At 36.0% G+C, this 26,979-nt stretch carries 25 protein-coding genes; 20 read left to right on the forward strand and 5 right to left on the reverse strand.

The features are described 5' to 3' along the window. Nucleotides 1-38: 38 nt before the first annotated feature. The gene (locus SJY30_RS12755) at nucleotides 39-812 is read right to left on the reverse strand and encodes a DUF3050 domain-containing protein (RefSeq protein ID WP_396632555.1); all 774 of its coding nucleotides are present in this window, start codon (nucleotides 810-812) and stop codon (nucleotides 39-41) included. A gap of 30 nt (nucleotides 813-842) precedes the next feature. After that, on the reverse strand, nucleotides 843-1,886 hold the full coding sequence (gene hemH / locus SJY30_RS12760) for a ferrochelatase (RefSeq protein ID WP_396632556.1): 1,044 nt from the start codon (nucleotides 1,884-1,886) through the stop codon (nucleotides 843-845). Nucleotides 1,887-2,063: 177 nt separating this feature from the next. Between hemH and SJY30_RS12765 the strand changes: the two genes are divergently transcribed. After that, nucleotides 2,064-3,134, forward strand: coding sequence for a mechanosensitive ion channel family protein (locus tag SJY30_RS12765; RefSeq protein ID WP_396632557.1), 1,071 nt, complete (start codon nucleotides 2,064-2,066; stop codon nucleotides 3,132-3,134). 9 nt (nucleotides 3,135-3,143) lie between these two features. Then, the gene (locus tag SJY30_RS12770) at nucleotides 3,144-3,986 is read left to right on the forward strand and encodes an N-acetylmuramoyl-L-alanine amidase-like domain-containing protein (RefSeq protein WP_396632558.1); all 843 of its coding nucleotides are present in this window, start codon (nucleotides 3,144-3,146) and stop codon (nucleotides 3,984-3,986) included. Nucleotides 3,987-3,990: 4 nt separating this feature from the next. Here SJY30_RS12770 and SJY30_RS12775 read toward each other — a convergent pair whose 3' ends face one another. Next, entirely contained in the window at nucleotides 3,991-4,881 is an 891-nt protein-coding gene (locus tag SJY30_RS12775; protein WP_396632559.1) for a helix-turn-helix transcriptional regulator, read from the reverse strand. A gap of 192 nt (nucleotides 4,882-5,073) precedes the next feature. Between SJY30_RS12775 and hemA the strand changes: the two genes are divergently transcribed. From hemA to SJY30_RS12815, 8 genes are read left to right on the forward strand one after another with little or no spacing between them, the layout of a single operon-like run. Further along, nucleotides 5,074-6,330, forward strand: a complete 1,257-nt coding sequence (gene hemA / locus SJY30_RS12780; RefSeq protein WP_396632560.1) for a glutamyl-tRNA reductase — start codon at nucleotides 5,074-5,076, stop codon at nucleotides 6,328-6,330. Continuing rightward, complete coding sequence (gene hemC / locus SJY30_RS12785) at nucleotides 6,327-7,907, forward strand: hydroxymethylbilane synthase (RefSeq protein ID WP_396632561.1); 1,581 nt, start codon at nucleotides 6,327-6,329, stop codon at nucleotides 7,905-7,907. The genes hemA and hemC overlap by 4 nt, the downstream gene beginning before the upstream one ends. 49 nt (nucleotides 7,908-7,956) lie before the next feature. After that, on the forward strand, nucleotides 7,957-8,313 hold the full coding sequence (locus SJY30_RS12790; protein WP_396632562.1) for a four helix bundle protein: 357 nt from the start codon (nucleotides 7,957-7,959) through the stop codon (nucleotides 8,311-8,313). Nucleotides 8,314-8,350: 37 nt separating this feature from the next. Continuing rightward, nucleotides 8,351-9,382: a uroporphyrinogen decarboxylase gene (gene hemE, locus SJY30_RS12795; protein ID WP_396632563.1), complete on the forward strand. Its 1,032-nt coding sequence runs from the start codon at nucleotides 8,351-8,353 to the stop codon at nucleotides 9,380-9,382. A gap of 49 nt (nucleotides 9,383-9,431) precedes the next feature. Beyond that, the gene (locus SJY30_RS12800) at nucleotides 9,432-9,974 is read left to right on the forward strand and encodes a GNAT family N-acetyltransferase (protein WP_396632564.1); all 543 of its coding nucleotides are present in this window, start codon (nucleotides 9,432-9,434) and stop codon (nucleotides 9,972-9,974) included. Beyond that, nucleotides 9,964-10,866 carry an oxygen-dependent coproporphyrinogen oxidase gene (gene hemF / locus SJY30_RS12805; RefSeq protein ID WP_396632565.1) on the forward strand — a complete coding sequence of 301 codons (903 nt, stop codon included), beginning with the start codon at nucleotides 9,964-9,966 and terminating at the stop codon, nucleotides 10,864-10,866. The genes SJY30_RS12800 and hemF overlap by 11 nt, the downstream gene beginning before the upstream one ends. Further along, nucleotides 10,857-11,801: a DUF4421 family protein gene (locus SJY30_RS12810; RefSeq protein WP_396632566.1), complete on the forward strand. Its 945-nt coding sequence runs from the start codon at nucleotides 10,857-10,859 to the stop codon at nucleotides 11,799-11,801. Before hemF ends, SJY30_RS12810 begins: the two co-directional genes overlap by 10 nt. Nucleotides 11,802-11,812: 11 nt before the next feature. Next, nucleotides 11,813-12,601 carry a PhzF family phenazine biosynthesis protein gene (locus tag SJY30_RS12815; protein ID WP_396632567.1) on the forward strand — a complete coding sequence of 263 codons (789 nt, stop codon included), beginning with the start codon at nucleotides 11,813-11,815 and terminating at the stop codon, nucleotides 12,599-12,601. A 21-nt stretch (nucleotides 12,602-12,622) separates the two neighbouring features. On the opposite strand, the gene SJY30_RS12820 is transcribed toward SJY30_RS12815, so the two are convergent. Next, nucleotides 12,623-15,265 (reverse strand): DEAD/DEAH box helicase family protein, encoded by a 2,643-nt coding sequence (locus SJY30_RS12820; RefSeq protein WP_396632568.1) that lies wholly within the window; start codon nucleotides 15,263-15,265, stop codon nucleotides 12,623-12,625. A gap of 158 nt (nucleotides 15,266-15,423) precedes the next feature. Between SJY30_RS12820 and SJY30_RS12825 the strand changes: the two genes are divergently transcribed. From SJY30_RS12825 to SJY30_RS12855, 7 genes are all read left to right on the forward strand, one after another. Then, entirely contained in the window at nucleotides 15,424-15,573 is a 150-nt protein-coding gene (locus tag SJY30_RS12825) for a hypothetical protein (RefSeq protein WP_167333088.1), read from the forward strand. Nucleotides 15,574-15,591: 18 nt separating this feature from the next. Next, a complete protein-coding gene (gene hemB / locus SJY30_RS12830) occupies nucleotides 15,592-16,581 on the forward strand; it encodes a porphobilinogen synthase (protein ID WP_396632569.1) in 990 nt (329 codons plus the stop codon). Between the two features lie 22 nt (nucleotides 16,582-16,603). Then, nucleotides 16,604-17,947, forward strand: coding sequence for a serine hydrolase domain-containing protein (locus tag SJY30_RS12835; protein WP_396632570.1), 1,344 nt, complete (start codon nucleotides 16,604-16,606; stop codon nucleotides 17,945-17,947). Nucleotides 17,948-17,984: 37 nt separating this feature from the next. Further along, a complete protein-coding gene (locus SJY30_RS12840; RefSeq protein ID WP_396632571.1) occupies nucleotides 17,985-19,109 on the forward strand; it encodes a CNNM domain-containing protein in 1,125 nt (374 codons plus the stop codon). A gap of 15 nt (nucleotides 19,110-19,124) precedes the next feature. Beyond that, nucleotides 19,125-19,601 (forward strand): methylated-DNA--[protein]-cysteine S-methyltransferase, encoded by a 477-nt coding sequence (locus SJY30_RS12845; protein ID WP_396632572.1) that lies wholly within the window; start codon nucleotides 19,125-19,127, stop codon nucleotides 19,599-19,601. A 386-nt stretch (nucleotides 19,602-19,987) separates the two neighbouring features. After that, nucleotides 19,988-20,965, forward strand: coding sequence for a hypothetical protein (locus SJY30_RS12850; protein ID WP_396632573.1), 978 nt, complete (start codon nucleotides 19,988-19,990; stop codon nucleotides 20,963-20,965). 220 nt (nucleotides 20,966-21,185) lie between these two features. Beyond that, entirely contained in the window at nucleotides 21,186-21,686 is a 501-nt protein-coding gene (locus tag SJY30_RS12855) for a hypothetical protein (protein ID WP_396632574.1), read from the forward strand. A gap of 463 nt (nucleotides 21,687-22,149) precedes the next feature. Here the strand turns inward: SJY30_RS12855 and SJY30_RS12860 are convergent, their stop codons facing one another. After that, the gene (locus tag SJY30_RS12860; protein ID WP_396632131.1) at nucleotides 22,150-23,205 is read right to left on the reverse strand and encodes an IS110 family transposase; all 1,056 of its coding nucleotides are present in this window, start codon (nucleotides 23,203-23,205) and stop codon (nucleotides 22,150-22,152) included. Between the two features lie 814 nt (nucleotides 23,206-24,019). Between SJY30_RS12860 and SJY30_RS12865 the strand changes: the two genes are divergently transcribed. The 3 genes from SJY30_RS12865 (at nucleotide 24,020) to SJY30_RS12875 (ending at nucleotide 26,476) form a co-directional block, all read left to right on the forward strand. Then, nucleotides 24,020-24,391, forward strand: coding sequence for a transposase (locus tag SJY30_RS12865; protein ID WP_024479941.1), 372 nt, complete (start codon nucleotides 24,020-24,022; stop codon nucleotides 24,389-24,391). Next, nucleotides 24,391-25,248 carry an IS3 family transposase gene (locus tag SJY30_RS12870; RefSeq protein ID WP_396632138.1) on the forward strand — a complete coding sequence of 286 codons (858 nt, stop codon included), beginning with the start codon at nucleotides 24,391-24,393 and terminating at the stop codon, nucleotides 25,246-25,248. The genes SJY30_RS12865 and SJY30_RS12870 overlap by 1 nt, the downstream gene beginning before the upstream one ends. A gap of 553 nt (nucleotides 25,249-25,801) precedes the next feature. Beyond that, the gene (locus tag SJY30_RS12875) at nucleotides 25,802-26,476 is read left to right on the forward strand and encodes an HNH endonuclease (protein ID WP_396632575.1); all 675 of its coding nucleotides are present in this window, start codon (nucleotides 25,802-25,804) and stop codon (nucleotides 26,474-26,476) included. Nucleotides 26,477-26,979: the final 503 nt, after the last annotated feature.

A 26,979-nucleotide genomic window follows, 5' to 3' on the forward strand; every position in this document is an offset into this window, starting at 1 on the left:
GTGTGGTTTTTAATTAATTATATGCCTAGATTAAATTGCTAAACCGTAATCTCTTTATTTTTTTGAATTGCTGTTGCAATATGGTTCCATAAATTAATTCGCTGTTGCAACGCTTTTTCAGAGCATTCTAAAACGTCATGCCATTTCGTCTCATCATCTCCGCATAATTCTTGAATCATTTTTAGTGAAAGCGGACCGTGGTCATCCCCATCCAACTCAATATGCCTTCTTAAATAATACTCCAGTTTAGGATAGGCATCTTTACCAGCTTGAGCAACAATTTTCAGGAACATATCCGGTATTAGATCTTCTCTACCAAAAGTAAAAGCTGCTGCAATTTTATGAGGTTCTTGTGTTCGTATCGTTTTAAAGGTGAAATTTAGAAACGACTTAACGGCATCGTTTAAATCAGCATTTTCAATAGCCGATAATGCAGTATCAAGAGAATGCAATCCATTTAGAAAATCGGTTATTTTGGTAGTATCGGCACCTACCTCAACCATAGCGTCCAGGTACATTTCATAATGACTTTTTAAAACACCTAACTCATTAACATCGGTTTCCTCTTCAAGAACAATCTCATTAATAAACCGTGCGGTATTTGTATTCTTTACCGGTTTCCATGGTAATGAAGTACAAGTTAAATTAATCTGTAACGCCTTTAAAAGCGACATAAAATCCCAAACGGCATATACATGGCTTTCCATGAATATTTGTATATCAGTTACTGATTTCAGCTCTGAATAAAGTGCGTGGTTTCTTAATTGCTCTCGTAACGGTTGTAATATTATTTCTATTTCTTCGATTTTCATAGCAGTGACTTTCTCAGAATTATTTATGAATTAGATACTAGGCACAACGTCAAGCTTATCGGTTGCCTGCCAGTCATTTACCCATTTTGCCATTACATTAACCCAAGTATCGTTGTCGTTCATACAAGGAATGTGTTTATATTCTTCACCACCAGCTTCCATAAACTGCTCTTTTCCTTCCATTGCAATTTCCTCTAGAGTTTCAAGGCAATCACTAACAAATGCAGGGGTAATTACAGCCAATTTTTTCTTGCCTTCTTTTGCCAATCTTTCAAACTCATAATCGGTATAGGGTTTTAACCATGGATCACCTGCCAAACGAGACTGGAACGAAGAACTTACTTGCTCTTCCTTTAAGCCTAAATATGCTTTTACCATTTCAGTAGTATCATAAACCTGATGTCTATAACATGTATTATGTGCAACAGAATTTACATTACAACACGTACCATCTATTTTACAATGAAAACTAGTAGGGTCACTTTTGCGAATATGACGTTCAGGAATACCATGATATGAAAACAAAATATGGTCGTAATCAAAACCTTCTAAGCCGTCTTTTATACTTTCTGAAAGCGCTTTAATAAACTCCGGATGCTTATAAAAAGCAGGTAACGTTGTAATTTTCATATCTGGAAAACCTGCTTTTTGCTCTTCTAATGCCTTTACGACCACAGTCTCAAAGCTAGACATCGCATAATGCGGGTATAACGGTACTAAAAGCACATCATCAACTCCCTTGTCTTTCAACTCTTGCATAGCTTTTTTAATAGACATGGTACCGTAACGCATGCCTAAAGCCACGGGCATTTTGGTCTGTGTCTTTAGCTTGTTTGTAAAGCGCTCAGAGATAACAACCAGAGGAGAACCTTCTTCCCACCATATTTTAGCATACGCTTCAGCAGATTTCTTTGGTCTGGTCTGTAAAATAATTCCCCTTACAAGAATTGTTCTTAACCATTTTGGAGCATCGATTACGCGCTCATCCATTAAAAATTCATCTAAATACGGCTTAACATCTTTTGCGGTAGGACTCTCTGGCGAACCCAAATTGACCAATAATACTCCTTTCATAGCGTATGTGTTTGTTATTCGATTGCAAAAATAAGACATGCAAATCGATGATATTTTAATTTTCGGCAATAGTTTTTCTATACTCTCATAAAGCAATCTAATAACTGCCTAAATAATTTTTAGTGCTGTTTAATTTTAGTAAGTTGTAATTCATCAAAAACTATAACACATTTTATAATGAATACATTTTTTGATACAGTGCCAACGAATGCACTTTACTTTTTTATAGCCTCCACATTGGGGGTTTTAATTGCGTATTGGATTATCTCTTTATTGATTAAAAAATTTGGCAAAGACCCCAAATACTTAATACCACACGGTACGTTCAAAAAAATTAGCCGTCCCATTTTTTTAATTATAGTTTCTATTTGGCTTAGATCACCCTCATTGCGCACATTGTTGCAATTAGAAGATTATACCTTTTATTTTAAAAAGGCAAGTACCATTCTATTTATTGTATCACTTACTTGGTTAGCACTAAATCTTTTAAAAATTATTAAGAAGGTCGTTGTTAGTAATTACGATGTTAATGTAGAGAACAATTTAAAAGCAAGAAAAGTTTATACCCAGTTCAATATTCTGGAACGCATATTTATTTTCATCATTATCATTTTTGCCGCTGGTGCTGTGCTTATGAGTTTTGAGGGTATTCGCGAATTAGGAGTCAGTATTTTTGCCTCTGCAGGTGTCGCCGGTATCATCATTGGTTTCTCTGCGCAAAAAATGATCGGTACGTTCTTGGCAGGAATTCAGATTGCTATTGCCCAACCTATTAAAATTGATGATGTTGTTATTGTTGAAGGAGAATGGGGAAGAATAGAAGAAATAACATTGACCTACGTCGTAGTGAAGATTTGGGATAAAAGAAGACTCATAGTGCCCACACCCTATTTCATTGAAAAACCATTTCAAAACTGGACCAAGACTTCGTCTGACATTTTAGGTACTGTTTTTCTCTATACCGATTACAACGTATCTTTTGATGCGCTTCGTGAAGAATTGACGAAAATTCTTAATAGTACGGATCTATGGGATAAAGAGGTCAACGTACTTCAAGTAACGGAAAGCAAGCAAAATTCAGTAGAAATCAGAGCCTTAATGAGTGCCAAAGACTCCCCTACCGCATGGGACTTACGTGTACTTGTACGTGAAAAATTAATTACTTTTTTACAACAAAATTACCCTGAAAGTATTGCAAGAAATAGGGTTATGCTGGAAAAATCTACCGATGAAAATAACAATTCATAATTTAGCGTTATGAAACATACATTTCTATTCCTTTTTTTCTTTGCATGCGTAGCATCTATTTTCTCTCAACAAATCACCTGCTCTCCAAAAGACAAAGCTGCAGTTGAAAACAAGCTAGTAGAAATTGATGGAATGTATGATGGCAATTTCGGTGAAACTATGGTGAGCGTTGGTAAAACGTTTATGGAGACTCCTTATATAGCAAAGACACTTGAAATTGGCGATACGGAAACATTGGTCGTAAATCTTCATGGACTAGATTGTACCACCTTTGTTGAAAATGTGCTAGACCTTTCAAAACTTTTAAGAGCTGACGACCTTTCTTTTGATGCATTCATTAAAAACTTAGAAACAATCAGATATAAAGACGGCGAACTAGACGGCTACGCTTCCCGTTTACATTACTTTTCTGAATGGATTGCCAATAATGCCGAGAAAGGACTTCTGCAAGATATCACCGGTGAAATTGGTGGTGCTGAAATCACGAAAGACATCAATTTTATGAGCACCCACAGAGATTTATATCCTTTTTTGGTGGATGATACTAACTACTCAAAAATTAAGGCATCAGAGAACTATCTGAACAATCAAGCTATTTGCGTACTGGCACAAGATAAAATTGCCGAAAATGAACATTTAATTCAATCTGGAGACATTATAGCACTTGCTACCTCTATTAACGGATTAGATGTTACCCATACAGGTATTGCCACTTGCGAAAAAGATGGCAGAATTCATTTGCTCCATGCATCTACAGGATCAATGCAAGTTGAAGTATCTAAATTACCGTTAGCAGATTATCTGAAAGGTATTAAAAGCAATACAGGTATTATGGTGGCGAGACCACTTTAAAATTCTAACTTCCAGATAAAGCCAATAAATATTTCTTTGGTGTGGTATTATACTTTTTCTTGAAAGCAGCTATGAAATGACTAGAAGTACTATACCCTACTTTAAGCCCAATTTCATTGACATTATACTGACCGGTTTCTAAAAGTCGCTTCGCATAATCCATCTTATGATCAAATAAAAAACTGTAAACAGAATCGCCATAAATTTGCTTAAAACCTTCCTTTAAGCGCTTTAAACTTAACCCGACCTCACTTGATAATTCTGCCAATGTCGGTGGTTCTGCCATATTTGCTAATATGATCTCCTTGGCTTTTTTAATCTTTTTTACATTTTCCTCATCGGCTAAATAAGGGCACTGTTCAATATCGGCATTTGGGCTCCTATTAAAATACAGGGCTATCAATTCATAAATCTTACCTTTTACATAAAGTGATTTTATAGAAGGATGTAGATTATAATTCACGATCTGACTCAAAATAACCGCAATTGATGGTGAAAAAGGCTCTTGAGAATAGTATTTTTTCTCTTTATTATCTGCACTTAAAAACGGAATGTAATCCGCCTCTGCGGTAAATAAGGAATGAAATTTTCGCAAGGTCATTACCACTGAAACCAAAGATGATTTCGGATTAAGGTTTAGATTCAAAGGCAAGTCTAACTGTGTGTTAAACAACAACAAAGAATTTTCTTCCTTTACATCTAAGCTATAATTTCCTTGGTTAAAATTATAGGTACCGCTACCCTTTAAACAAAAGTGAAACTGTATAAATCTTTTACTGATATCACGAGAATATTCAACTACCTTATCTTCATCATTTTGAAATTTAAGAACGTAAAATCCGTCTTCGATCAAAACTTCGTCATATGACCCTTGAGCGTTACTTTTTATATCCATTTTCTTCAATTGATTTTATATCTATTTAGAAAGTATCTAAATAAAATTGCACCTATTTACTGAAACCACCATAAAATTATGGCTAATAAACTGATAAATATCATATTTTGACCAAAAATTCGGCAGACGACATTAATTGTACCTCTAGCGTTGTTTTTATTGAATGGATGCTCATATTTTTGTATCCGCTTTATGAAGGACTATCACATTTCTAAACATAACTCCTTTTACACCATTGGTCTTAACTATAAAAAGGCTGATGCTGAGGCTCGTGGTAAATTTAGTTTAGACGAAGTGGCTGTAAAGTCACTTTTACAAGAAGCTAAAAATCAGGGCATAGATGGGTTATTGGCAACATCAACATGTAACCGAACAGAGTTACATGGTTTTGCGCAACACCCTTTTCAACTTATAAAATTATTATGCGACCACTCTAACGGAACCGTTGAAGCGTTTCAAGAAGTAGCATATGTGTATAAAAATAAAGAAGCCATCAATCACTTGTTCCGTGTAGGCACAGGTTTGGATAGTCAGATATTGGGTGATTTTGAAATAATAAGTCAATTAAAGCAAAGTTTCAAACGCTCAAAAGAATTGGGCATTGCCAATCCTTTTATAGAACGTCTTTGTAATAGCATCATTCAAGCAAGTAAGCGTATTAAGAATGAAACTGAAATCTCATCTGGTGCAACTTCGGTAGCATTTGCATCTGTTCAATACATATTGCGAAATGTAGAAAATGTATCTGAAAAGAATATTCTCTTATTCGGAACTGGCAAAATTGGTCGTAATACCTGTGAGAATTTAATTAAGCATACCAAGAATCCGCATATTACTTTAATCAATAGAACAAAAGGCAAAGCCGAGCAAATTGCCGGTAAGTTCAATCTTAAGGTGAAGGATTATGGCGATCTGCAGTCAGAAATAAGAACTTCAGATATTTTGGTAGTTGCTACAGGTGCTCAAAAACCTACGATTACCAAAGAATTAATATACACCAATAAACCGTTATTGATTTTAGATTTATCGGTGCCAAAAAATGTGGATGCCAGCGTTTCGGAAATGGATAATGTTACCGTAATCCATTTAGATCATTTATCGCAAATGACGGATGAAACCCTAGAGCGTAGAAAGCAATTTATTCCAGAGGCAGAAGCAATAAACGAAGAGGTGAAACACGATTTCAACCAATGGTTAGAAACTAGAAAATTTGCCCCGGTAATTAAAGCTTTAAAACAGAAATTGAAGACAATTAAGGATGAAGAGCTAGACTACCAATCTAAAAAAACGGTCGATTTCAATTCGCACCAAGCAGATGTAGTAACCAATCGCATCATTCAAAAAATAACCAAACAATTTGCAAATCATCTTAAGGATGACACGGTAGATTCCAATTCAAGTTTAGAATTTATCCAAAAAGTATTTCAATTAGAATTGGACGAAAAATGAGTAAAGTAATACGATTAGGCACACGCGATAGCGAATTAGCGCTATGGCAGGCAAATACCGTAAAAGATCAACTTCAAGCACTAGGTCATAAAGTAAAATTAGTCCCTGTAAAATCTACGGGAGACCTTATACTAGACAAGCCTTTATATGAATTAGGAATAACGGGAGTGTTTACCAAAACACTAGACGTTGCCATGATCAATGGCGATATTGATATTGCCGTACATTCTATGAAAGATGTACCTACGGCACTGCCAAAAGGCATTGTAAAAGCCGCTGTTTTAAAACGTGGTAATTACATGGACATTATGGCGTTCAAGGACAATGAAGAATTTTTAGGCTCTAGAGATGCCGTTATTGCTACCGGAAGTCTTCGTAGACAAGCGCAATGGCTAAATAGATACCCAACACATACCATTGTAGATTTAAGGGGAAATGTAAATAGCCGTTTAGAAAAGTTGTACAACAACGAATGGAACGGTGCTATTTTCGCAGCTGCAGGTTTGGAACGTATAGGTTTGGAACCAGAAAACACCATCGGACTAACGTGGATGTTACCAGCCCCTGCACAAGGAGCTATCATGGTAGTTGCCATGGAAGACGATGAAGAAATTCGTGAAGCTTGTGCTCAACTAAATCATGAAGAAACCGACACTTGCGTAAGCTTGGAAAGAGAATTCCTTAGAGAGTTGGAAGGTGGTTGTAGTGCACCGATCGGTGCATTATCATATATCAACAAAGAAAACATTGTTACCCTAAAAGGGGTTTTACTAAATGTTGATGGAAGCAAGAAGCTAGAAGCTGAATTAACTGCACCACTAGGTAAACACCAAAATTTAGGTATTGACTGTGCGAAGAGCATTTTAGCTAGAGGAGGCAAAAGATTGATGACCGAACTGGCAAATGCCGGTTTAGAAATTAATGTTTTCTCTACCAAGAAACTGACTCCGCAACAACAATTGTTATTGAATATATCCGTGAATGCAGATTCCGACGATTTTATCAAAATTAATCCGAATCGTATTTCACCCATCATATTGAAAAAGACCCACAAAAATGTTGTCTTTACCAGTAGAAATGCGGTTGAAGCTGTTTTAGCCAGTAGAAGTGCCGCAGAATTAGATTTTGAAAATATTTACTGTGTAGGCAGAAAAACGCGAAGGCTATTAAAAAATACCTTTGGTAAGATCACGCATTATGAAAACAATGCAAAAGATTTAGCCAACCATTTAGTGGAGTTTATTGATGGCACAGAGGTCACCTATTTTCATGGTAATTTAAGTTTAGAAGAGTTGCCAAGCATCTTAGAGGAAAACAATATTGAGGTAAACGCCATAGAAGCCTACCGTACTAAACTATCCGGTAAAGCCATACCAGAAAGTGCAAAAGGCATCATGTTCTTTAGTCCGTCTAACGTAGAAAGCTATTTAAAAGAGAATTCTACTGACAGAGTTGCCTACTGTATTGGTGAAACTACTGCAAAAGCTGCTAGGGAACATTTCAAGGAAGTAAAAGTTGCCAAAATACCAACGGTAGAAAGTGTTATTGAATTGGTGAATGCGGATTATGAAGATTAATAAATTGCCTTTGGCTTTTGGCTGCTAGCCTTTGGCTTTTTAATAAATTATGAGGGACTTTAAAAAGCTTGAAATATGGAAAAATGAAATCACCATGGTTAAGCATGTTTATAGTTTAGTTCAAAAGTTACCAAGCGAAGCAAAATTCGGACTTAAAAGTCAACTTTCTAGAGCCGCAGTATCAGTTCCTTCAAATATTGCAGAAGGATGCAGTAGAAATAGTGAAGTTGAATTTAAACGATTTTTAGAGATTGCACTAGGTTCTCTTTTTGAAGTAGAAACTCAATTAATAATATCAGAAGAATTGAAATTTTTAGATAGCGGAGACTTGAAGTCAATTTTTGAATTGATTTCAATAGAATCTAAAATGATCAATAGTCTAATTAGTAAAATAAAAAATAGCTAAAAGCCAAGGGCCAGCAGCTAAAAGCTATTACAAGAATATGAGCTTAAAAAACGACTTATTTCTAAAAGCCTTAAAAGGTGAAACGGTAGAAAGACCACCAGTGTGGATGATGCGTCAGGCAGGTAGATATTTACCTGAATTCATGGCAATCAAAGAAAAATATGACTTCTTTACCAGATGTCAGACTCCAGAATTGGCATCAGAAATTACGGTTCAACCTATTCGTAGATACGGTATGGATGCCGCTATATTGTTCAGTGATATTCTAGTGATTCCTCAGGCAATGAACATTCATGTGGAGATGAAGCCGAATTTTGGTCCGTATTTACCGAACCCTATTCGTAATCAGAAAGATTTAGATAGTGTTATTGTACCAGATGTTCACGAAACATTAGGTTATGTAATGGAGGCCATTAAAGCGACCAAAGAAAAATTAAACGATGAAGTACCATTAATAGGATTTGCAGGTTCGCCTTGGACGATTTTATGCTACTGTGTACAAGGTCAAGGAAGCAAAACGTTTGATAAGGCTAAAGAGTTATGCTTTACCCAACCCGTTGTTGCTCACGAATTACTTCAGAAAATTACAGATACAACCATTGCATACCTTAAAGCAAAAGTTGCTGCAGGCGTAAATGCGGTACAAGTATTTGATTCTTGGGGCGGCATGTTATCGCCTACCGATTATCAAGAGTTCTCTTGGAAATACATTCAGCAAATTATTGATGCTTTAAAAGATGAAGCTCCGGTAATTGTTTTTGGTAAAGGATGTTGGTTCGCACTAGGTGATATGGCAAAATCAGGTGCTTCTGCATTGGGTGTGGACTGGACTTGTTCCGCTAGAAATGCCCGTTATTTAAGTGGTGGAAAAATTACCCTTCAAGGTAACTTTGATCCATCTCGTTTGTTGTCTCCACCTTCTGAAATCAAGAAGATGGTACACCAAATGATTAATGAATTTGGTAAAGACAGTTACGTGGTTAATTTAGGCCATGGTATTCTACCAAATGTTCCTGTTGAAAATGCCAAGGCATTTATTGATGCTGTAAAAGAATACAAGCAAGATTAACCCTAACAGGTTTAAAGAGAATTAAAGTAGCCGATATAATAATCGCATAATGAATTCATTTCAATTTCAAGATTTCGAAATAAATCCGATTTCAGAGAGAGATGGATGGCGTTTGTGCGATTTTATATCTACCAATGCAGACCATATAAAAAGATACTTCCCAAAAACGGTAGCTGCAAATCTTAATCCAACATTATCCAATATTTTTGTTCTTGAGAAAGCATCAGATTTTCTATCTGGCAAAGAGTATCTGTTTACCTTAAAAGAATCAGAACACAGAAAGATTATCGGTTTGGTTTATCTTAAAGAACTAAAACGAACCAAAAAAGAAGCAGAAATTGCTTATTGTATTGACTACACACACCAAAAAAGAGGTATTACTTCTACCGCTGTTAAAACCATTTCAGAATGGGGCTTCAGTGAGCAACATTTACAGCGACTAAGAATCATTGCTCATAAAACGAATCTTGGTAGTATTAAGGTAGCAGAAAATTGTAGTTATCTTTGGAAAGAGACACTATTAAAAGAACACACTCCGCCTAACGAAGACCCTTTAGATATGGAACTTTATGTTTTACACAATGAAAGATAAATTTTACGCCTACATAGAACAACTTCAAGATACCATTACTTCTAAATTAGAGGAAGTAGACGGTACAGCTACTTTTAAAGAAGACATTTGGGTACGCCCAGAAGGTGGTGGTGGCCGTACAAGAGTTATTGAAAACGGAGCAGTTTTTGAAAAAGGTGGCGTAAACATATCCGGAGTACATGGCGAGCTTCCGGATAGTATGAAGGCATATTTTGGAGTAGAAGATGCTAATTTTTTCGCATGCGGATTAAGTTTAGTGCTGCACCCAAAAAATCCTATGGTACCTACAGTTCATGCCAACTGGCGCTATTTTGAAATGTATGGTAAAGATGGCGAAATTGTAGATCAATGGTTTGGTGGCGGTCAAGACTTGACTCCGTATTACTTATTTGACGAAGATGCCATTCATTTTCATGAAGTATGCAAAACTGCTTGCGACAAACATAATCCTACATTCTACGATACCTACAAAAAACGTTGCGATGAGTATTTTTGGAATACCCATAGAAATGAAGCTCGCGGACTAGGCGGGCTATTTTTTGACTACTGCAAAGCAACTCCGGAAATGGATATGCAAGACTGGTACAACTTCGTAACTGAAGTAGGCAATAGCTTTTTAGATTGTTATGTACCGATTGTTATAAAAAGAAAAGATTTAGAATATACCAAGGAACAAAGGGATTGGCAAGAGATTAGAAGAGGTAGATATATAGAATTCAATCTAGTTCATGATAAAGGAACGCTATTCGGTTTAAAGACAAACGGCCGCATTGAAAGTATACTAATGAGCTTGCCGCCACATGTACAATGGCGCTATGACCATCAACCGGAAAAGGGCAGTGAAGAAGAACGTTTAATTGACGTATTGATGAAACCAAAAGAATGGGTGTAAGATTCATTTTATTTTGGAGTATACTATGCTTTACTCAACTGAGTATTGCACAAAATTCACATTACAAAGAAGCTTTTCCTGACAAGGTAACCGTGAGGCTGTCTTTACAGACCACTTCTAATAGTTTTACGGTTAGGCACAAGATAACACGCAACAAAACAGAGTTCATACCCAACGACAAAAGTTATTTAGGACTTTCTGTTCTATTTCATTTTCTGGAGGTTGATTTTGGTTATGCCCCTAATTTTTTAGCGGAGAATAAAGATAACGGCGATTCTAAATTGATCACTTTCAATATTCGTACGTTCTTTAGTCAATACATGCAGACCTTGGACATCTATAAGCAAAAAGGATTCTTTGTTAGAACTGCAGATTTAACCTTGCCTATCGATGATTTAAGAACCTTTAAAATTGGTGGAACATCTAGTTATATATTCAATCCTGACTTTTCGTTTCGTGCTATTGGGTTTCAGAACGAATGGCAAAAACAAAGTGTCGGTAGTTTTATTCCAAGCATATCGTACTACTACACAAAGTTTAGATTAGAAGATCCCATATTGGATAATCAATTGGAGAAATCTTTAAAAGTTGCTATAGGTCCGGGTTACTATTACAATTGGGTATTTGAAGAAAATTACCTCGTTTCTGCTGGTGCTACTGGCGGTTTAGGTTTCAATTATTCAAGTACCGACGGAAAAAAATCTTTTAATGGTTTGGCGCAACTGATTTTTAGAATGACTGGCGGTTACAATTCTGAAAATTTCTTTAGTGGCGTAAATATCAATACGCAATTATTGAGTCACACTTCAGATGAGAACTTCATTTTAGATGATTCTATAAGTTTTCTTGAGTTCTATGTAGGCTATCGTTTTGATGCACCTAAAAAATGGATTGCCAAAGCCGACGAGATAAGTCGTAAATTAGGGATTGAATAAACCTTAGTCACATGAAGCAAAAAATTTATCAAATAGATGCGTTTACCTCCAAACTATTTGGCGGTAATCCGGCAGCGGTTTGTATTCTAGAATCTTGGTTAGAAACCGATGCAATGCAACAAATAGCTGCAGAGAATAACTTGGCTGAAACAGCTTTTGCGGTGAAGAATACTAATCATTATGAGCTACGTTGGTTTACCCCAGAGATAGAAGTTGACCTTTGCGGACATGCTACCCTTGCCACTGCCTTCGTCATCTTTAATTACTACGGTTACAAAGAAAATACGCTTCGGTTTATTTCACCTAGAAGTGGTGAGCTGTTAGTTAAAAAAAGTGAATCGGGATTATTAACGATGGATTTCCCTACGGATAATGTAACGCTTGTTTCAGAGCAAACCAACATTACACAAGCGATAGGAAAGCAACCGTTGGAAACCTATAAAGGGAAAACCGACTACATGCTTATTTATAAATCTCAGGCAGAAATAGAGGCGATAAAACCTAATTTTCATTTATTAAATGAATTGGATTGTAGAGGGGTGATTGTTTCGGCAAAAGGTAACGAAGTAGATTTTGTATCTCGTTTTTTTGCTCCGCAATGTGGTATCCCAGAAGATCCCGTAACCGGCTCTGCGCATACAACACTTACACCCTATTGGTCAGAAAAACTGAATAAGAAAACATTATCTGCAAAACAACTATCTGAACGTGGTGGCGATATACAATGCGAATATCTTGGAGACCGCGTAAAATTATCGGGTCATGGGGTTTGCTATTTGATTGGCGAGATAGCATTTTAAGAAATTTATACTACCTGATTTCTACTTCCAAGTAATCGCTTTTTTCGAAACTTCTTCAAATTGATATTTAAGATGCGAGAATCTTGCTTTAAGCAGTTCTTTTCTACCCTTTAAACTTCTGGTGAATAAAATTTTAGACCCGTCGACCTCCTTATTCCAATATTTTTGAAAAAGCAGGGCTTCCTTTTTATTCTTACCACAATTTTTAGGCACCACGTAATAGTTGCGAATACCCAATTTCCTTTTTACCCAGTTACCGTTCACCAATAAATACTTTGGGTTGTCAATGGGAGCAATGACTTCCTCTAAAAGCGAAATAAACAAGTTACTATCATGCTGACTCGCATTTTTCAAATAAATCGAAAATGACCCTTTTACATTTTGTTCGGAATGAATAGTAGCATTGACCGATTCAAAATGAAACACTTTAGATTCTAAAAGATAAGCCAATAAAGCTTTACCTATTTTCCTGGTTTTCTTGTACTGATTGCCGAACAGAAAATATAGTTTTAGCGCTTTAAAAGTTTTTGGTCCAAAACCTAAGAACAATGCTGCAAAGAATAAATACATTACCTGCACGATCCCCTTATTCAATACTGCACCCATATTTTTAATTACAAATTCGGGCACAAATACCGAAACACCTAAAACAACTTCGAGCATTACATATTTGCCGGCGTTTAGTGCATGCATCTTTTTGGTCTTGGCAAAGGGTTGCTCTTGACCATAGGGAATTTTAAGCTCCCTTACCAAAACATTGCCATGTTCAATAGCCTTGTTCCATCTATCTTTAAACACCGATTTTTGTTGAGACAATTGCAACATATCCTTGTTAGTCCTTGCTATTTCTGTAGATTCAGACCATTTAAACGGCAATACCAATCGGTCTATTCCATTCGAAATATATACCTCTTCCCTTAACGAAACTCCCGTAAAAGCATCAAAACGTTGCTCTAGCTTTTCCATATCCTTTCCGCCGTCAATAGCCGTGGGATCCAAACAAGCCAAATGCCAAATTGCACCCGTTTTATCAGGATCAGTTGCATCGACACGTATGGCACGACCCCTCATTTGATTTGAAGACACAAACGAACCCACATATGAAGCCAAAACCAAGGTATTGATACAGGGAGCATCCCAGCCCTCTCCAAGAAATGCCTTGGTACCTATAAGCGTTTTAATAACTCCCTTAGCAAACAATTTGGTAACCGCTTCTGCTATCTCATTTTTTAAGGCATCGGGTACATGAATAAGAACATAACCTTCAGACCCTTCTACATCTGCTTTCGTTAATTTCTGCAAGGTTAAAAGCGCTTTCAATTTTGGTAAAGCAGATGCATGTAGTATAACCAAAGAACCCGTAAGAACACCTAAAGAAGTTTTACCTACTTGTTTGGCAAGTATATATTTGAAAATAGGTAGAATGCCCAACTTATTTAGAGCTTTGGTATCGTTTCCTTTAAAATTCAAAAACTCTTTACGTATAAAATCGGTCAAAATGACCGTTCTGGTGCGCTCCGCTAAATGTTCATCGGTATGCTTCACGATTTGATAGATACTTTCTAGCTTACTTGGACTGTTCGACAAGTTTCGATATAAAACTTCATCACCGACAAAATTTACCTGTTTTTTTTCTAAAACTCCTATTCGCCTTAGTTCCTTTTCAATAGGCGATAGCACTTCTTCAAAATCAATGAACTCCGCTCGTTTATCGATCAATAGATTTTGTAAAAGTATTTCTGCCCATTCATAGTTAAAACTAGGAAAATCAACATCGTTGTTAGCAAACCCCAATAGCTTCAGGTTATCTTCATTAACGGCATAACCACAAGAATTCAAATAAATGATTATGGCCGAAAAAAAGCTGGGGTTTTGGTATATATATTCCAATGATTTTTTAGGAGCGGTATAAAAATCAAGGGTGATTAAGTTTTCCTGTAAGGTTTTATTGGCAATTAAAGCATTGGTAAACTGTAATATTCGTTCACGATAATTTACGATATATTTAATCTGAGCTTCTTCTGGTTTAGAAAAATAGATGAAATCTTGATGCGCACATAGATCTCCGTTCTTAATGAGATCTGGTACAGCGATTTCGTCATCTATTGGTCCGCATAAACTAAAATATCGGTTGATTTCTGTTGCTGTACTATCATAGGGCGGCGTAGCAGTAAGAGCTACGACCGTTAAGCCCTCAATTTCCTTTAAATGATACAAACAATGCCACCATTCATTTTTAAGGTGATGCGCCTCGTCTAAAACCAAGGTCTCTATTTTATGAAGTTTTATAAACGCCAACAGCTGCTCTTTAGCATTCTCACCAAATGATTTGAACAATGAAAATAACGATTGGTATGTAGAAAAAGTAATCTGGTCTGGAGACTTAATATCCAACGAATAAGCATCAAATTCACCATTGACCGAAAAGAACTCCAACAATCTAGAGCGCCATTGATTACGAATGGTCAAAGTTGGTGACAACACCAAAGTAGGCTTACCTATACGTTTTAATATTTCTATACCTAGAATTGTTTTGCCGGATCCCGGCGGTGCGATTACGTGTAAGTGCTCATCTTTGATATGCTCTTGAAAACCATCTAAAAATTTCTGTTGGTAATTACGCCAGGTGTATTTGAATTGTAAAAGAGTACTGATTTGATGCATCAAAGATGATTTAAGCGCTAAGCCTATAAAAATAAGTAATAACCGCTCTAGCTATTATTCAAATTCGCCTATTTTTGTAAAACTTCAAGATATTTTCGTTTTAATAGATATAAACTATTTGGTTAAAGCAATAAAAATTCGAATTTAAATATTCAGGTATGGCAAAAAAAGGCAAGGCTAAAAACACATTGAACAAAGCAAAGCACGCCAAGCTAATGGATAGAAAGAAGAACAAATTGAAGAAAGAAGCCGCGTTAAGAAAAGAACGCCTAAAAGCAATCATTAAAAAGAGTAAAGAATCTGAATAAGCAATAAAATATAAAATTATGTACCCACTTATACGCCCAAGAAGATTACGTAGCAATGAAGCCATTAGAAGTTTGGTTCGTGAAACCATTATTTCACCAAGCGATTTTTTAGTACCGTTGTTTGTTGTTGAGGGCAAAGGCATTAAAGAAGAAATACCTTCTATGCCCAATTACTACCGTCTTAGTCTAGATAATTTAACCAAAGAGGTCAAAGAACTTTGGAACATGGGATTACGCTCGGTTTTACTTTTTGTAAAAGTGCCCGATAATTTAAAGGACAATAAAGGTTCTGAAGCGTTGAACGAAAACGGATTAATGCAACTAGCCATTAAAACGGTTAAAAACGCATGTCCGGATATGTTGGTCATGACAGATGTTGCCCTTGATCCCTACTCTTCTTACGGGCATGATGGTATTGTTGCTGACGGAGAAATATTGAATGATGAAAGTGTAGAGGTTCTAGCGGAAATGAGTGTTTCCCATGCCAATGCAGGTGCTGATTTTGTTGCGCCTAGCGACATGATGGATGGTCGTATTCTTAGCATTCGTGAGGCTTTGGAAGATGAGGGGTATTTAAACACCGGTATTATGGCTTATAGTGCTAAATATGCCAGTGCTTTTTACGGTCCGTTTAGAGATGCCCTGGATTCTGCTCCGGTAGATATTAAAAATGTACCTAAAGATAAAAATACCTATCAAATGGATTTCGCAAACCGATTTGAAGCTATTCGTGAGACTCAAATGGATATTGACGAAGGTGCGGATATCGTTATGGTAAAACCAGGATTATGCTATTTGGATATAGTTCGTGAAATTAAGAACGAAGTAGATGTGCCAGTTGCCGTTTATCAAGTTTCCGGGGAATATGCCATGGTTAAAGCTGCCGCTGAAAAAGGATGGTTAGATCATGATGCCGTAATGATGGAACAGCTGACTGCAATCAAACGCGCAGGTGCAAATATCATCGCCAGCTATTTCGCTAAAGATGCCGTAAAATTATTAGGATAGTCAATTATCGCAATAACTTTTCATGCATAAAATATTTTTTATACTATTTGGTTTAATTAGTAGTTTGGCTGTTTCGCAAGAGACAACTAACAAACCGCTTTTGCTTCCGGTGGGTTCTAGTTTGCAAGCATCTTCATTGGCTGCTTACGAGTTGGATTCCGCATCTATTTATCGTAAAGTAGACAGTATTGTAACAACTGGTATAAAAAATAACGCTTTCCCTGGTGCTCAGGTTTTAATCGCTAAAGACGGGAATATTATTTTTCATGAGGCATACGGATTTCACACCTACGATAGCATTCAGCCGGTAGCTTTAAATGACATTTATGATTTGGCTTCGGTGACCAAAATTTTAGGTCCGCTACCAGCAATTATGAAATTGGTTGATGAAGGTAAGCTAGATTTAGATGTTCCCTTTAGCACCTATTGGAAACCTTGGAAAAGACAGAAAGATAAAGCAAATATTACGCTTCGGGAGATTTTGGCACATCAGGCGGGACTTCAACCTTATGTCGTATTCCTAAATGAGACTTTAAAAAATAACGGTCGGTTTAAAAAAAGGTTCATCCGCAGAAATCCGAATAACAGATTTAGCAACCAAGCTTTTGATGGCATCTATGTCAAAAATAGATTCCACCGAAAAATGTACAAAATCATAAATCGTTCTAAAGTATCGGCTGAGAAAAAATACAAATATTCCGGACTCACATTTCTTATTTTTCCTGAGCTCATTACTCAAATTACCGGTGTTCCGTATGCAGATTATATGGCACAAGAATTTTACAAACCACTTGGTATGAAAACCTTCGGTTTTCTGCCGAGTACCAAAAATTTTACGAACAAAATTATACCGACAGAGGTAGATACTATGTACAGACATTCGCTGACCCAAGGCTGGGTACATGATGAAAATGCATCTTTACTGGGTGGTATTTCTGGCAATGCAGGGCTGTTTGGTACAGCAGATGATTTGGCGATTATTATGCAAATGTTCATGCAAAACGGACTTTATGCCGGTAAGCAATACATCTCTGAAAAGACGATTAAAGAATTTATAAAAGTTCAATATCCCGAAAACGATAATAGAAGAGGTTTGGGTTTTGATAAACCTTACTTAAATAACAATACATTTAAAATTACCGATGCCTACCCTGCACCAGAAGTTGGCGCATCAAGCTTTGGTCATAGTGGCTTTACGGGTACTTTTGTGTGGGCAGATCCTGAAAACCAATTAGTGTATATATTTTTATCGAATAGAGTGTATCCTACGAGAGAAAATCGCAATATTTACAACTTAAATATCCGTCCATCCATCCAACAAATATTTTATAAGGCACTTGATAACGCAAAACAGCACCAACCTTAGCATTTTTATTAATATCTTCGATTTATAAAACAACCCCATGGGACTACTACTTTTTTACGCATTTATTTCTATTTTCTTCTCTTTTCTGTGTTCTATACTAGAAGCAGTGTTATTGAGTATAACGCCAACATTCATTAATGTAAAAATGAACGAAGGCCATGCCTATGCCAAAAAACTAGAGATACTTAAAAAAGATGTTGACCAACCGTTAATTGCCATTTTAACTATAAATACCATTGCCCACACCGTTGGTGCTATTTTGGTAGGTGTACAGGCAAAGGTGGCTTATGCAGAATTATACGGTAGCGAAACAAAAACAATATTGGGTATATCGTTTACAGAAGATCTAATGGTAGGTGTCGTATCTACTATTATGACTATTCTAATTCTGGTTGCCTCTGAAATTATACCAAAGACCATTGGTGCTACGTATTGGAAACAACTAGCCAATTTCTCTACAAAAGCTTTGAATATTATGGTCATTGCTTTAAAATATACGGGTCTGTTATGGTTGTTACGCTTGTTTACCAAAATGGTGGGCGGTGGCAATCACCACGGCAGTGTGTTGAGTCGTGAGGATTTTCATGCGATGACGGATATGGCACATGAAGAAGGTGTTTTTGAAAAATCTGAATCTACCATCATTAAAAACTTATTGAAGTTCGATGAAGTTCTGGTGAAAGATATTATGACGCCAAGAGCGGTAATGAAAGTAGCATCTGACGAGAAAACGATAGCCGATTTCTTTACTGATAACCCTAAATTGCGTTTTTCTAGAATACCTGTGTATACCGATAATATGGATAATATTACCGGTTTTGTTTTAAAGGATAATGTTTTGGAAGAAATGATCAACCAGAACGGAGACATTCCGCTAAAGGATATTAAACGCGAAATTCTAGTAACCCGTAGAAGTACACCGATACCAACATTGTTTGAAATATTCATTCAAAAACGACAGGCCATTGCTCTAGTGGTTGATGAATATGGTTCTGTAAGTGGTATTGTAACTATGGAAGATGTTATTGAAACCCTTCTAGGGCTCGAAATAATGGATGAGAGCGACAATGTTGCCGATTTGCAGAGTCTTGCTCGCAAAAACTGGGAAAAACGTGCTCAGGCAACGGGAGTGATAGAAAAGCCAACGTCACCAGACGAATAAATAGCAAATACCCCTATGGCCGATGTTGCTTACATACAAACACCCCTTGGCGTTGCCAAAATTATGGGCGACACTGACGGCCTTACTTCTATAACCGTTTTAAATTCTGATGAACCACTTACCGATGTGATACCGGAGTCTTTAGAAGATGCCGTGTATCAACTGAACGAATATTTTGAAGGCGCAAGAACGCAGTTTGATCTAAAACTAAACCCGTACGGCACCGAGTTTCAAAAGAAGGTTTGGGTGGAGTTGCAGCATATACCTTACGGAAAATCGAAGTCTTATTTAGAGCTTGCTAAATTATTAGGAGACCCCAATGCCACCAGAGCCGCCGCATCTGCAAATGCCCGAAATCCGTTATGGATCGTGGTGCCTTGCCATAGAGTTATTGGTACCGATGGTTCACTTACCGGTTACGCTGGCGGATTGCATAGAAAACAATGGTTATTGAACCATGAAAGCCCCGTAAAACAGCAAAGTCTGTTCTAGAACAGCTGCCTTACCCAACTAAAAAACAAACTACTTGGTTTGTTTCCTTTCAAAATTCCCCTCTATACTTCGTACACCTTGCAGTTTATCGACACAATTGCGATTGCTATCGTTGCTTTCAACAATTCTAAACACATGCTTCACGTAAAAAACCGACTACTTGGTCGGTTCGTTGTTTTTTAGGTTGATTCTCTTCTTGGTTCTACTTCTGGGTACTTATTTCTATAAAATTTATGATGATTATGGTTTCCCGTAATGGAAAGTAATATGTTAATTGTAGGTTTATTCTTTAGTGGTATATTAGCTAAATAGACAGTGACCACACCTACAGGAAATAAACATACATTAATTAATTCATGTACATGCTAATTAAAATTAAACTAAAAATGAAATTTATTTTACACCTTTTAATTATCATGATGATTTTAGGGTGCTCAAATAAGAATGAAAATATTGAGGAAAACATAATTGAAAGTGTTAACCTTTTGACTATCACAAACTCTTCTAGTGTTTCTAATACGCCATTCTCAAAACCTGCTGAAGCCATTATTTACGAGGATAATTTATATTCAATAAGTGATTTAAATACATACAAATACAATTTCGAATCAAATATCTGGGAAACGATTAATACTAATAATTTAAATGTAGCTAATACAAAGGATTCTAATGTAAGTTTTATTAAAGACAGCAAATGGTATATTATAAATCGTAAAGGTTTATGGACTTTCGATTTCTCAGCAAATAAATGGGAAATACTAAAAGAATTTACTGACAATCTATTATTGGCTTCAAGTGGAGTATATCATAATGATTCACTTTATATATTTTCAAATATTTATGATAATGTGTATAAATATAATTTTGAGAACAACTCACTTATTCTACATAGTACATTTACACAAAAACCAGTATATGGTATATTGACTAAAACAATTTTAAAAATAAAAGGTTCTTATTATTATCTAAGATTAACCAATGGTGGTAAAATGGCCATTTATAAATGGATAGATGATTTTACAAATTTTGAATTATTAAATGAATTTAAATATGAAGATTGGCTTACAGGAGGCTCAGCTTTCGTTTTTAATGACAATATCGTTTTCGGTTTAGGTGGAGATATCGTAACTGGTGTACACGGAGGTATTGCAAGTTTCAGTCTCAATGATAAATTCTATTACTATGATATAATAAATAATGAGTCCAAAAAGATAGAGAATAGTTTTTATACAGGAACATTCAACGCTTTACCTATCGAGTATAATAATAAATTTTATCTTCTTGGCGGTACAACCATATTAAATAGGGAAATTATTTATAGAAATACCCTAGATCAAATTGAATTTAAATTTATTGAATACTAATAAAGTTTTTTCTTGAAGGTAACAATTGCAAAAACCACGTGAAATTTTGATGTACCGGACAATTACTTTATAGTTGCCATTAATAGCTCGAAAAAATAGATCATGACCTACTCAACGAGAAATTATTTAAAATTCACAAAACAAAAATCAAGGTATATAAACTAAAAAGAGCTCTTAAAACGTTCAACTTCAGCTAATAATTAATTAATACTAGTAAAAAATGAAAAAAAACTTAATAGATATTAATTCTTGGAGGTCAAAATTCACAATAAATTTTTGGTTTATAATGATTTTCTTAACCTTTATTTTGATGATAAAACTGGCTTTGGACTGGAAAAACATCATAGCAGATAATCAATATTTTCTTCCAATAGTACTACTCGCAACTAATATCATTGCAATTAACATTTATATAGATTTCTTTTTAGGCTATGTAAACACAAAAAGTCATGAACTAATTTTACGTAAACCATTTCGAAAAAAAATATGGGTTATAAAATTTGAAGATATCATAAAAGTTAATTCTTATCGTGTGGTATATACTATCCATAAGAACATGAAAATAGTAGTAAGAGATGGGAAAAATGGTACAAAAAATTATTACGTATTCAAATCCAATTCATTATTTGGTGATGACGCTGATTTTCTTTGGAAAAGTGTTCTAAAAAGGAAGAAAGAAATGAAAGACCTTGAGACAAATGAAATTACTCCCAATAAATAGAATTAACTCTTTTCAAACCTCTTTTACTTGTTAGTCCTTAATCTAATAAAACTGTGCAGTGAGTCTTCAATAAGGTAATCATAACGCACCTACAATGAAATCGACCTAATTCTTATGCAAAAAACGAAAAGAGCCTGTGATTACTCTCACGCTTCTCTACTAATGGCAACAAAACCTCCTATGAAAAGCCTTAGTCCAGTTTCTTAAAGTTAATTAATATTTTCTTTTTTGCCTTAAACCACCTTTTTTTCTTTTAATATAACTTGCTCGCACTCCTATGTGTGATCGGTTCGAAACTTGAAACGTCACCGGCATCTGTATGATTATAAATTATAATAAAACCGGTCACTTGCTAAAAATGTGATCCTAAATAGTACAGGTCACGGGTTTTGTTTTGTGATACGGTTCTCACTACTATATTAGAGCTTTGTTATGATTTTTATTTTATTAGTTTTTCTGCTTATTATTCAATAACCCCAATGGTATATGGGACTTCTGTTTTAATTACCGCCAAGGTTCTACTTAGTAGCTTTCTAGCTACTTTGACAATGATACTTTTTACGTTCTTGCCTTGATGTTTACGATAATAGGCCTGCATTACGGGGTCTGCACGTATCGCTTGCCAAGATGCCTCTACAAAATAACTTCTCAATAAGCGGTTTGCACGTGGGGTCATTCCCATTGTCCTTTGACTGTTTCCGCTTTGATACATACTTGGTGCCAGACCTACGTAACCTGCCAAATGTTTAATGTTTTTGAAACGTCTTAAATCCCCTAGTTCACATAATATGCCACAGGCCACGATACCTCCGATACCAGGTATACTTCTCAGTAATAGATAATCCTTCTTATAATTCACTTTACAGTACCTTCTTAGCTGTGTGGACACATCGCGAAGCTCTTGGTCCACAAAACGGAAGAAACGCATTCTACTCTCTAATGTGGCCTTCGCCGTTGGGTACTCGAACATTATATCATCCAACCAATTTCTGTATTTATGGCTCCAATGGTCATTGTCGAACTCTTCAGGTTCCCTGATTCCGAAATACAACAATTGCATCTTTATATAGCTCTTGACCCTTCTGAAATCCTTTACAAGGTCATTTCTGCGTCTGAACAGACTACGAAGTTCTTCACGTTTCCTGTCCGGCACTATGATACTCTGCAATCGGTTATCCTTCAACTCTCTCGCTATCAACTGCGCATCTATCTTATCGGTCTTGGTATGTTTCTCTTTGCCCTTTCTATGAATGTCTGCTGGATTGACTACCAGACTTCGCCAACCGTAACTCTCAAAACAACGATGAGCGTGGTAACCGCAACAACCAGCTTCATAAGCTACGGTAACTTCATACTCCTTGAAATGTTTTGAAACATAACTATGTAATTGCTTTGGGTCGGGCGACATACTGAAAGACTTACCAGCGAACAGATCTGTTGCACAATGTACTTTCCAACTTCGTTTGTGAATATCGATACCAATGTATAACTTCGGGCAAGCAGTTTGTTGAGTGTTCATATCTTATTGTTTTAGAGAACTTTAAAGATACTCGACTTGCTGCTTTTTCATCGATGCTATAAACAATACGGGCTTAGGTTATAAACGCTTAGGTCTGTGTATATTTATAATGTCGCGAAATCTTTGGGATTTCGCTTTGACAGAAAAAAAATAAAAAACAAAACCAAAAAATTTTCGCTATGTGCATGGCGGAAAGTAAACGCTGGTTTACTCCCGTACTGTTCATAGCGCAAACCGTTAGCGGTAATAAGCTCTTAAAAAATTAGAGCAACTTCGGGGCTTTCCCATTTTTTACTTTTTACCCTATATTTTCCGCTCTGTTCGTAAGTAGGCACGTTTATCAGAAAAGTAAAAAATCTAAGGTTTTTGTATTTTAAACAAGTCCAAATCGTTTGGTTCGGGCTTAAAAAAAAGAGCAGCTTTCGGGGTCATCCCTTTTGCCGCCAGCACGCAATCTGTTCGCAATCGTTATGTTGACGGACTTTTGGTTGGTCATGTTTTGTTAAGATATTAAAAGTCGGCTAAACTATATTTATGTCCGCCCAAGTCTGTCGCTGGATGGAAAATGCGGCAAAATCTACGCGAATTGTTCATTTGTTTTGTCTTTTAAGAGTTTGGTTCGGGCTGCTTAATACCGCTAACAATACCTAAAATTAATTGCTCCGGATTTTCCGATGGAAAATCTAGAGCTATTTTGCTATCTTAGTTCGCGATGGGAAATCCTGTCGGATTTCACAACGCAACTAACTTTAGCTTAAACGTTGTAAGTAATTTTGACCCGTCCTGAAATATGTATACAAAACACTTCAAGTATATGTATAAAAATGATGGATATGTAAAACGCTATAGTGAGAGCTTCAAGCTCAAAGTCTTGGCAGAACTTACCAAAGGAAACCATTCAAAAAGACAAATTGCATTAACTTACGGTATACAATCCAGTACTATAAACGTATGGATCAAGAAGTATGACCGTAAAGATTTAATGAACACCCGTGTAACCGTGCAAACAGACGACGAACTTTCCCGTATCAAAGCCCTTCAAAAAGAGTTGAAACAACTTAAGGACCTTCTTATTAAAAAGGACCTGGACAAACTGGTGACCGATAGCTATCTCGAGGTAGCTGCCGAGAACCTGGGCTATAGAGATGTTGAAGAATTAAAAAAAAACTTAAACATAAAGCCTTGATGAAAGTAGCACCGATAAACCGTAATGAAAGGCTGTATTCAATTGGTACTATCTGTAATGCCTTTGATCTGAAAAGAGATGCCTATTACAAATACCAAAAACGTTTTGTTATCAAAAAACAGATAGAACGGGATATAATCGAACTTGTTCGGAAAAGCAGAAGAACACTACCTAGAGAAGGTACCAGGAAACTCATGAGATCATTAAAAGATGAGTTTCATAAGTACGACTTAAAAGTAGGCAGAGACCAGCTGTTCCGTATCCTAAGAGAAAATCGATTGCTCATTAGAAGAAAGAAATACTCCTCTAGAACCACCAATTCATATCACCGCTTTTACAAGTATGGCAATATCATAAAAGACTTGAAAATCAATAGACCCAATCAAGTATGGGCTTCCGACATAACCTATATCAGAACCATTAAAGGATTCTGTTACCTAGCATTGATAACGGACATGTACTCACGTAAAATCGTTGGATATGACCTAAGTGATAGCCTAGAACTAAAAGGTTGTGTCAGAGCTTTAAATAAGGCTATTTACAATGCCAAGAACATTGACCGACTTATTCATCACTCGGACAGAGGTATTCAATATTGCAGTAATGTCTATACCCAAATACTAAAAAGAAAGAAAATCAAGATCAGTATGACCGAAGAAAACCATTGCTACGAAAACGCCCTGGCCGAAAGGGTAAACGGTATTCTAAAAGATGAATTTTTTCTTGACCAGACATTTACCAGTGTGGTTCATGCTAAAAAAGCAGCCAAAAATGCAATCAAACTATACAACTCTAAAAGATTGCATTTATCTTTAGATTATAAAACACCTAATTACGTGCATCAATATGCCGCCTAAAACTAATATTAACCTGTAGCCGTATTTTAGGACGTGACATTTGCCATCGCCAATGTTCTTTTTGCTGAGGATTACCTGAGTTATATTGTGGATATAAAAAGTCGGAATCTCTAAATGAGCAGAAAAGGATTAAGGTAATATTCGACTCTTTCGGCGGATATTTCCCAAGTAGTTTAGCTTTCAGCGTTGAGAGTGTACTCTCAGAACGTTGACACGTTAAAAACTACTTGTAAAAGGACGGTAAAAATTTTGAGAAAGTCAAATTTTAAACGGTATTTTATTGTTTTTCTGCTCATTTAGAGGTGTTCAGGTTCCGTTTTACACTAATCATACACGAATGTATAAATTAATATAAAACGGGAGGCTCAACAAAAAGAGTCTTTATTATTCTCTTATGGCAAACTATACATGGTTATTATTCCTAATTTTAGACAAAAGTAAAATTAAAATAAAACCACTTACAACAGGTCCTATAAGTAATGTCCTAAAAACATATTAGCCTGAAAAAGGACACTACTTATAGCCCTGTCGTTATCTGCAACCTAAAAAAATAATGACAGAAAAGGAATATTTCAATAAAAGTGAGCAAAAGAAACTTCCTGCAAGATGTCCGATTTTGGACTATTGTACTCGAAGAGCGTACACTTTATATTTTTTAGGTGGTTATACTGGAGGACAAAAGAAAAGCGTGATAAAAATATTACAGGAAAACGATACCCTGAAGGAGGACTTTGAAGAAAACGCAATCGAATTAAGCGGAGAGGTACCCGAATTCTTAAATGGAAAAAACTTTAAGGAATATGCAAATTTTTGTCCTGAAGTAAATTTATTCGATTCCGTGGCGTTCAACCAAGCACGTGGGACTGCCAGTATTAGCGGAGAATGGGAGGATTCAAGAAAAATTCAATTTGAAAACAAAAAGTATAGACATTACAGCGAATGTGCTGAATTTAGTAAACATCACTATCAAAAAGTACCTCTTAAAAAAAGTCCCCCTAAAAGGAGAATTGGAATTTCTCAAAAATTACGTTTTGAAATATTTCAACGAGATAATTTTACCTGCCAATATTGCGGTAAGTCCAGAGAAGATGATAATATTAAATTGGAACTTGACCACATTATGCCCGTTTCAGCTGGTGGAACGGACGACTATCACAACCTAATTACCAGTTGTAAAAAATGTAATCAAGGAAAAAGCAACAAAGTGATAAAAAAAGGCAGCAGATAACAATGCCTATAGCAAATAGGGCATAAAGTGCTATATTTAAGGGCTTGGGCTAATTTACTAAGTCCGCCAAATCTTTTGGATTTGGCAATTAAAAAGGAAAAATAATTACAAAACAAAAAGCTCTGGCTAGCAGACCAGACGGAAACGAAAAGTTTCCTTGCCTGCCCTACTTGCCATAGCCGAACCGTTGTAAGTAATTTGCCATCGCCAATGTTCTTTTTGCTGAGGATTACCTGAGTTATATTGTGGATATAAAAAGTCGGAATCTCTAAATGAGCAGAAAAGGATTAAGGTAATATTCGACTCTTTCGGCGGATATTTCCCAAGTAGTTTAGCTTTCAGCGTTGAGAGTGTACTCTCAGAACGTTGACACGTTAAAAACTACTTGTAAAAGGACGGTAAAAATTTTGAGAAAGTCAAATTTTAAACGGTATTTTATTGTTTTTCTGCTCATTTAGAGGTGTTCAGGTTCCGTTTTACACTAATCATACACGAATGTATAA

It is taken from the genome of Maribacter sp. R86514, assembly GCF_044597005.1.
In the GTDB taxonomy this organism is placed as follows: Bacteria; Bacteroidota; Bacteroidia; order Flavobacteriales; family Flavobacteriaceae; genus Maribacter.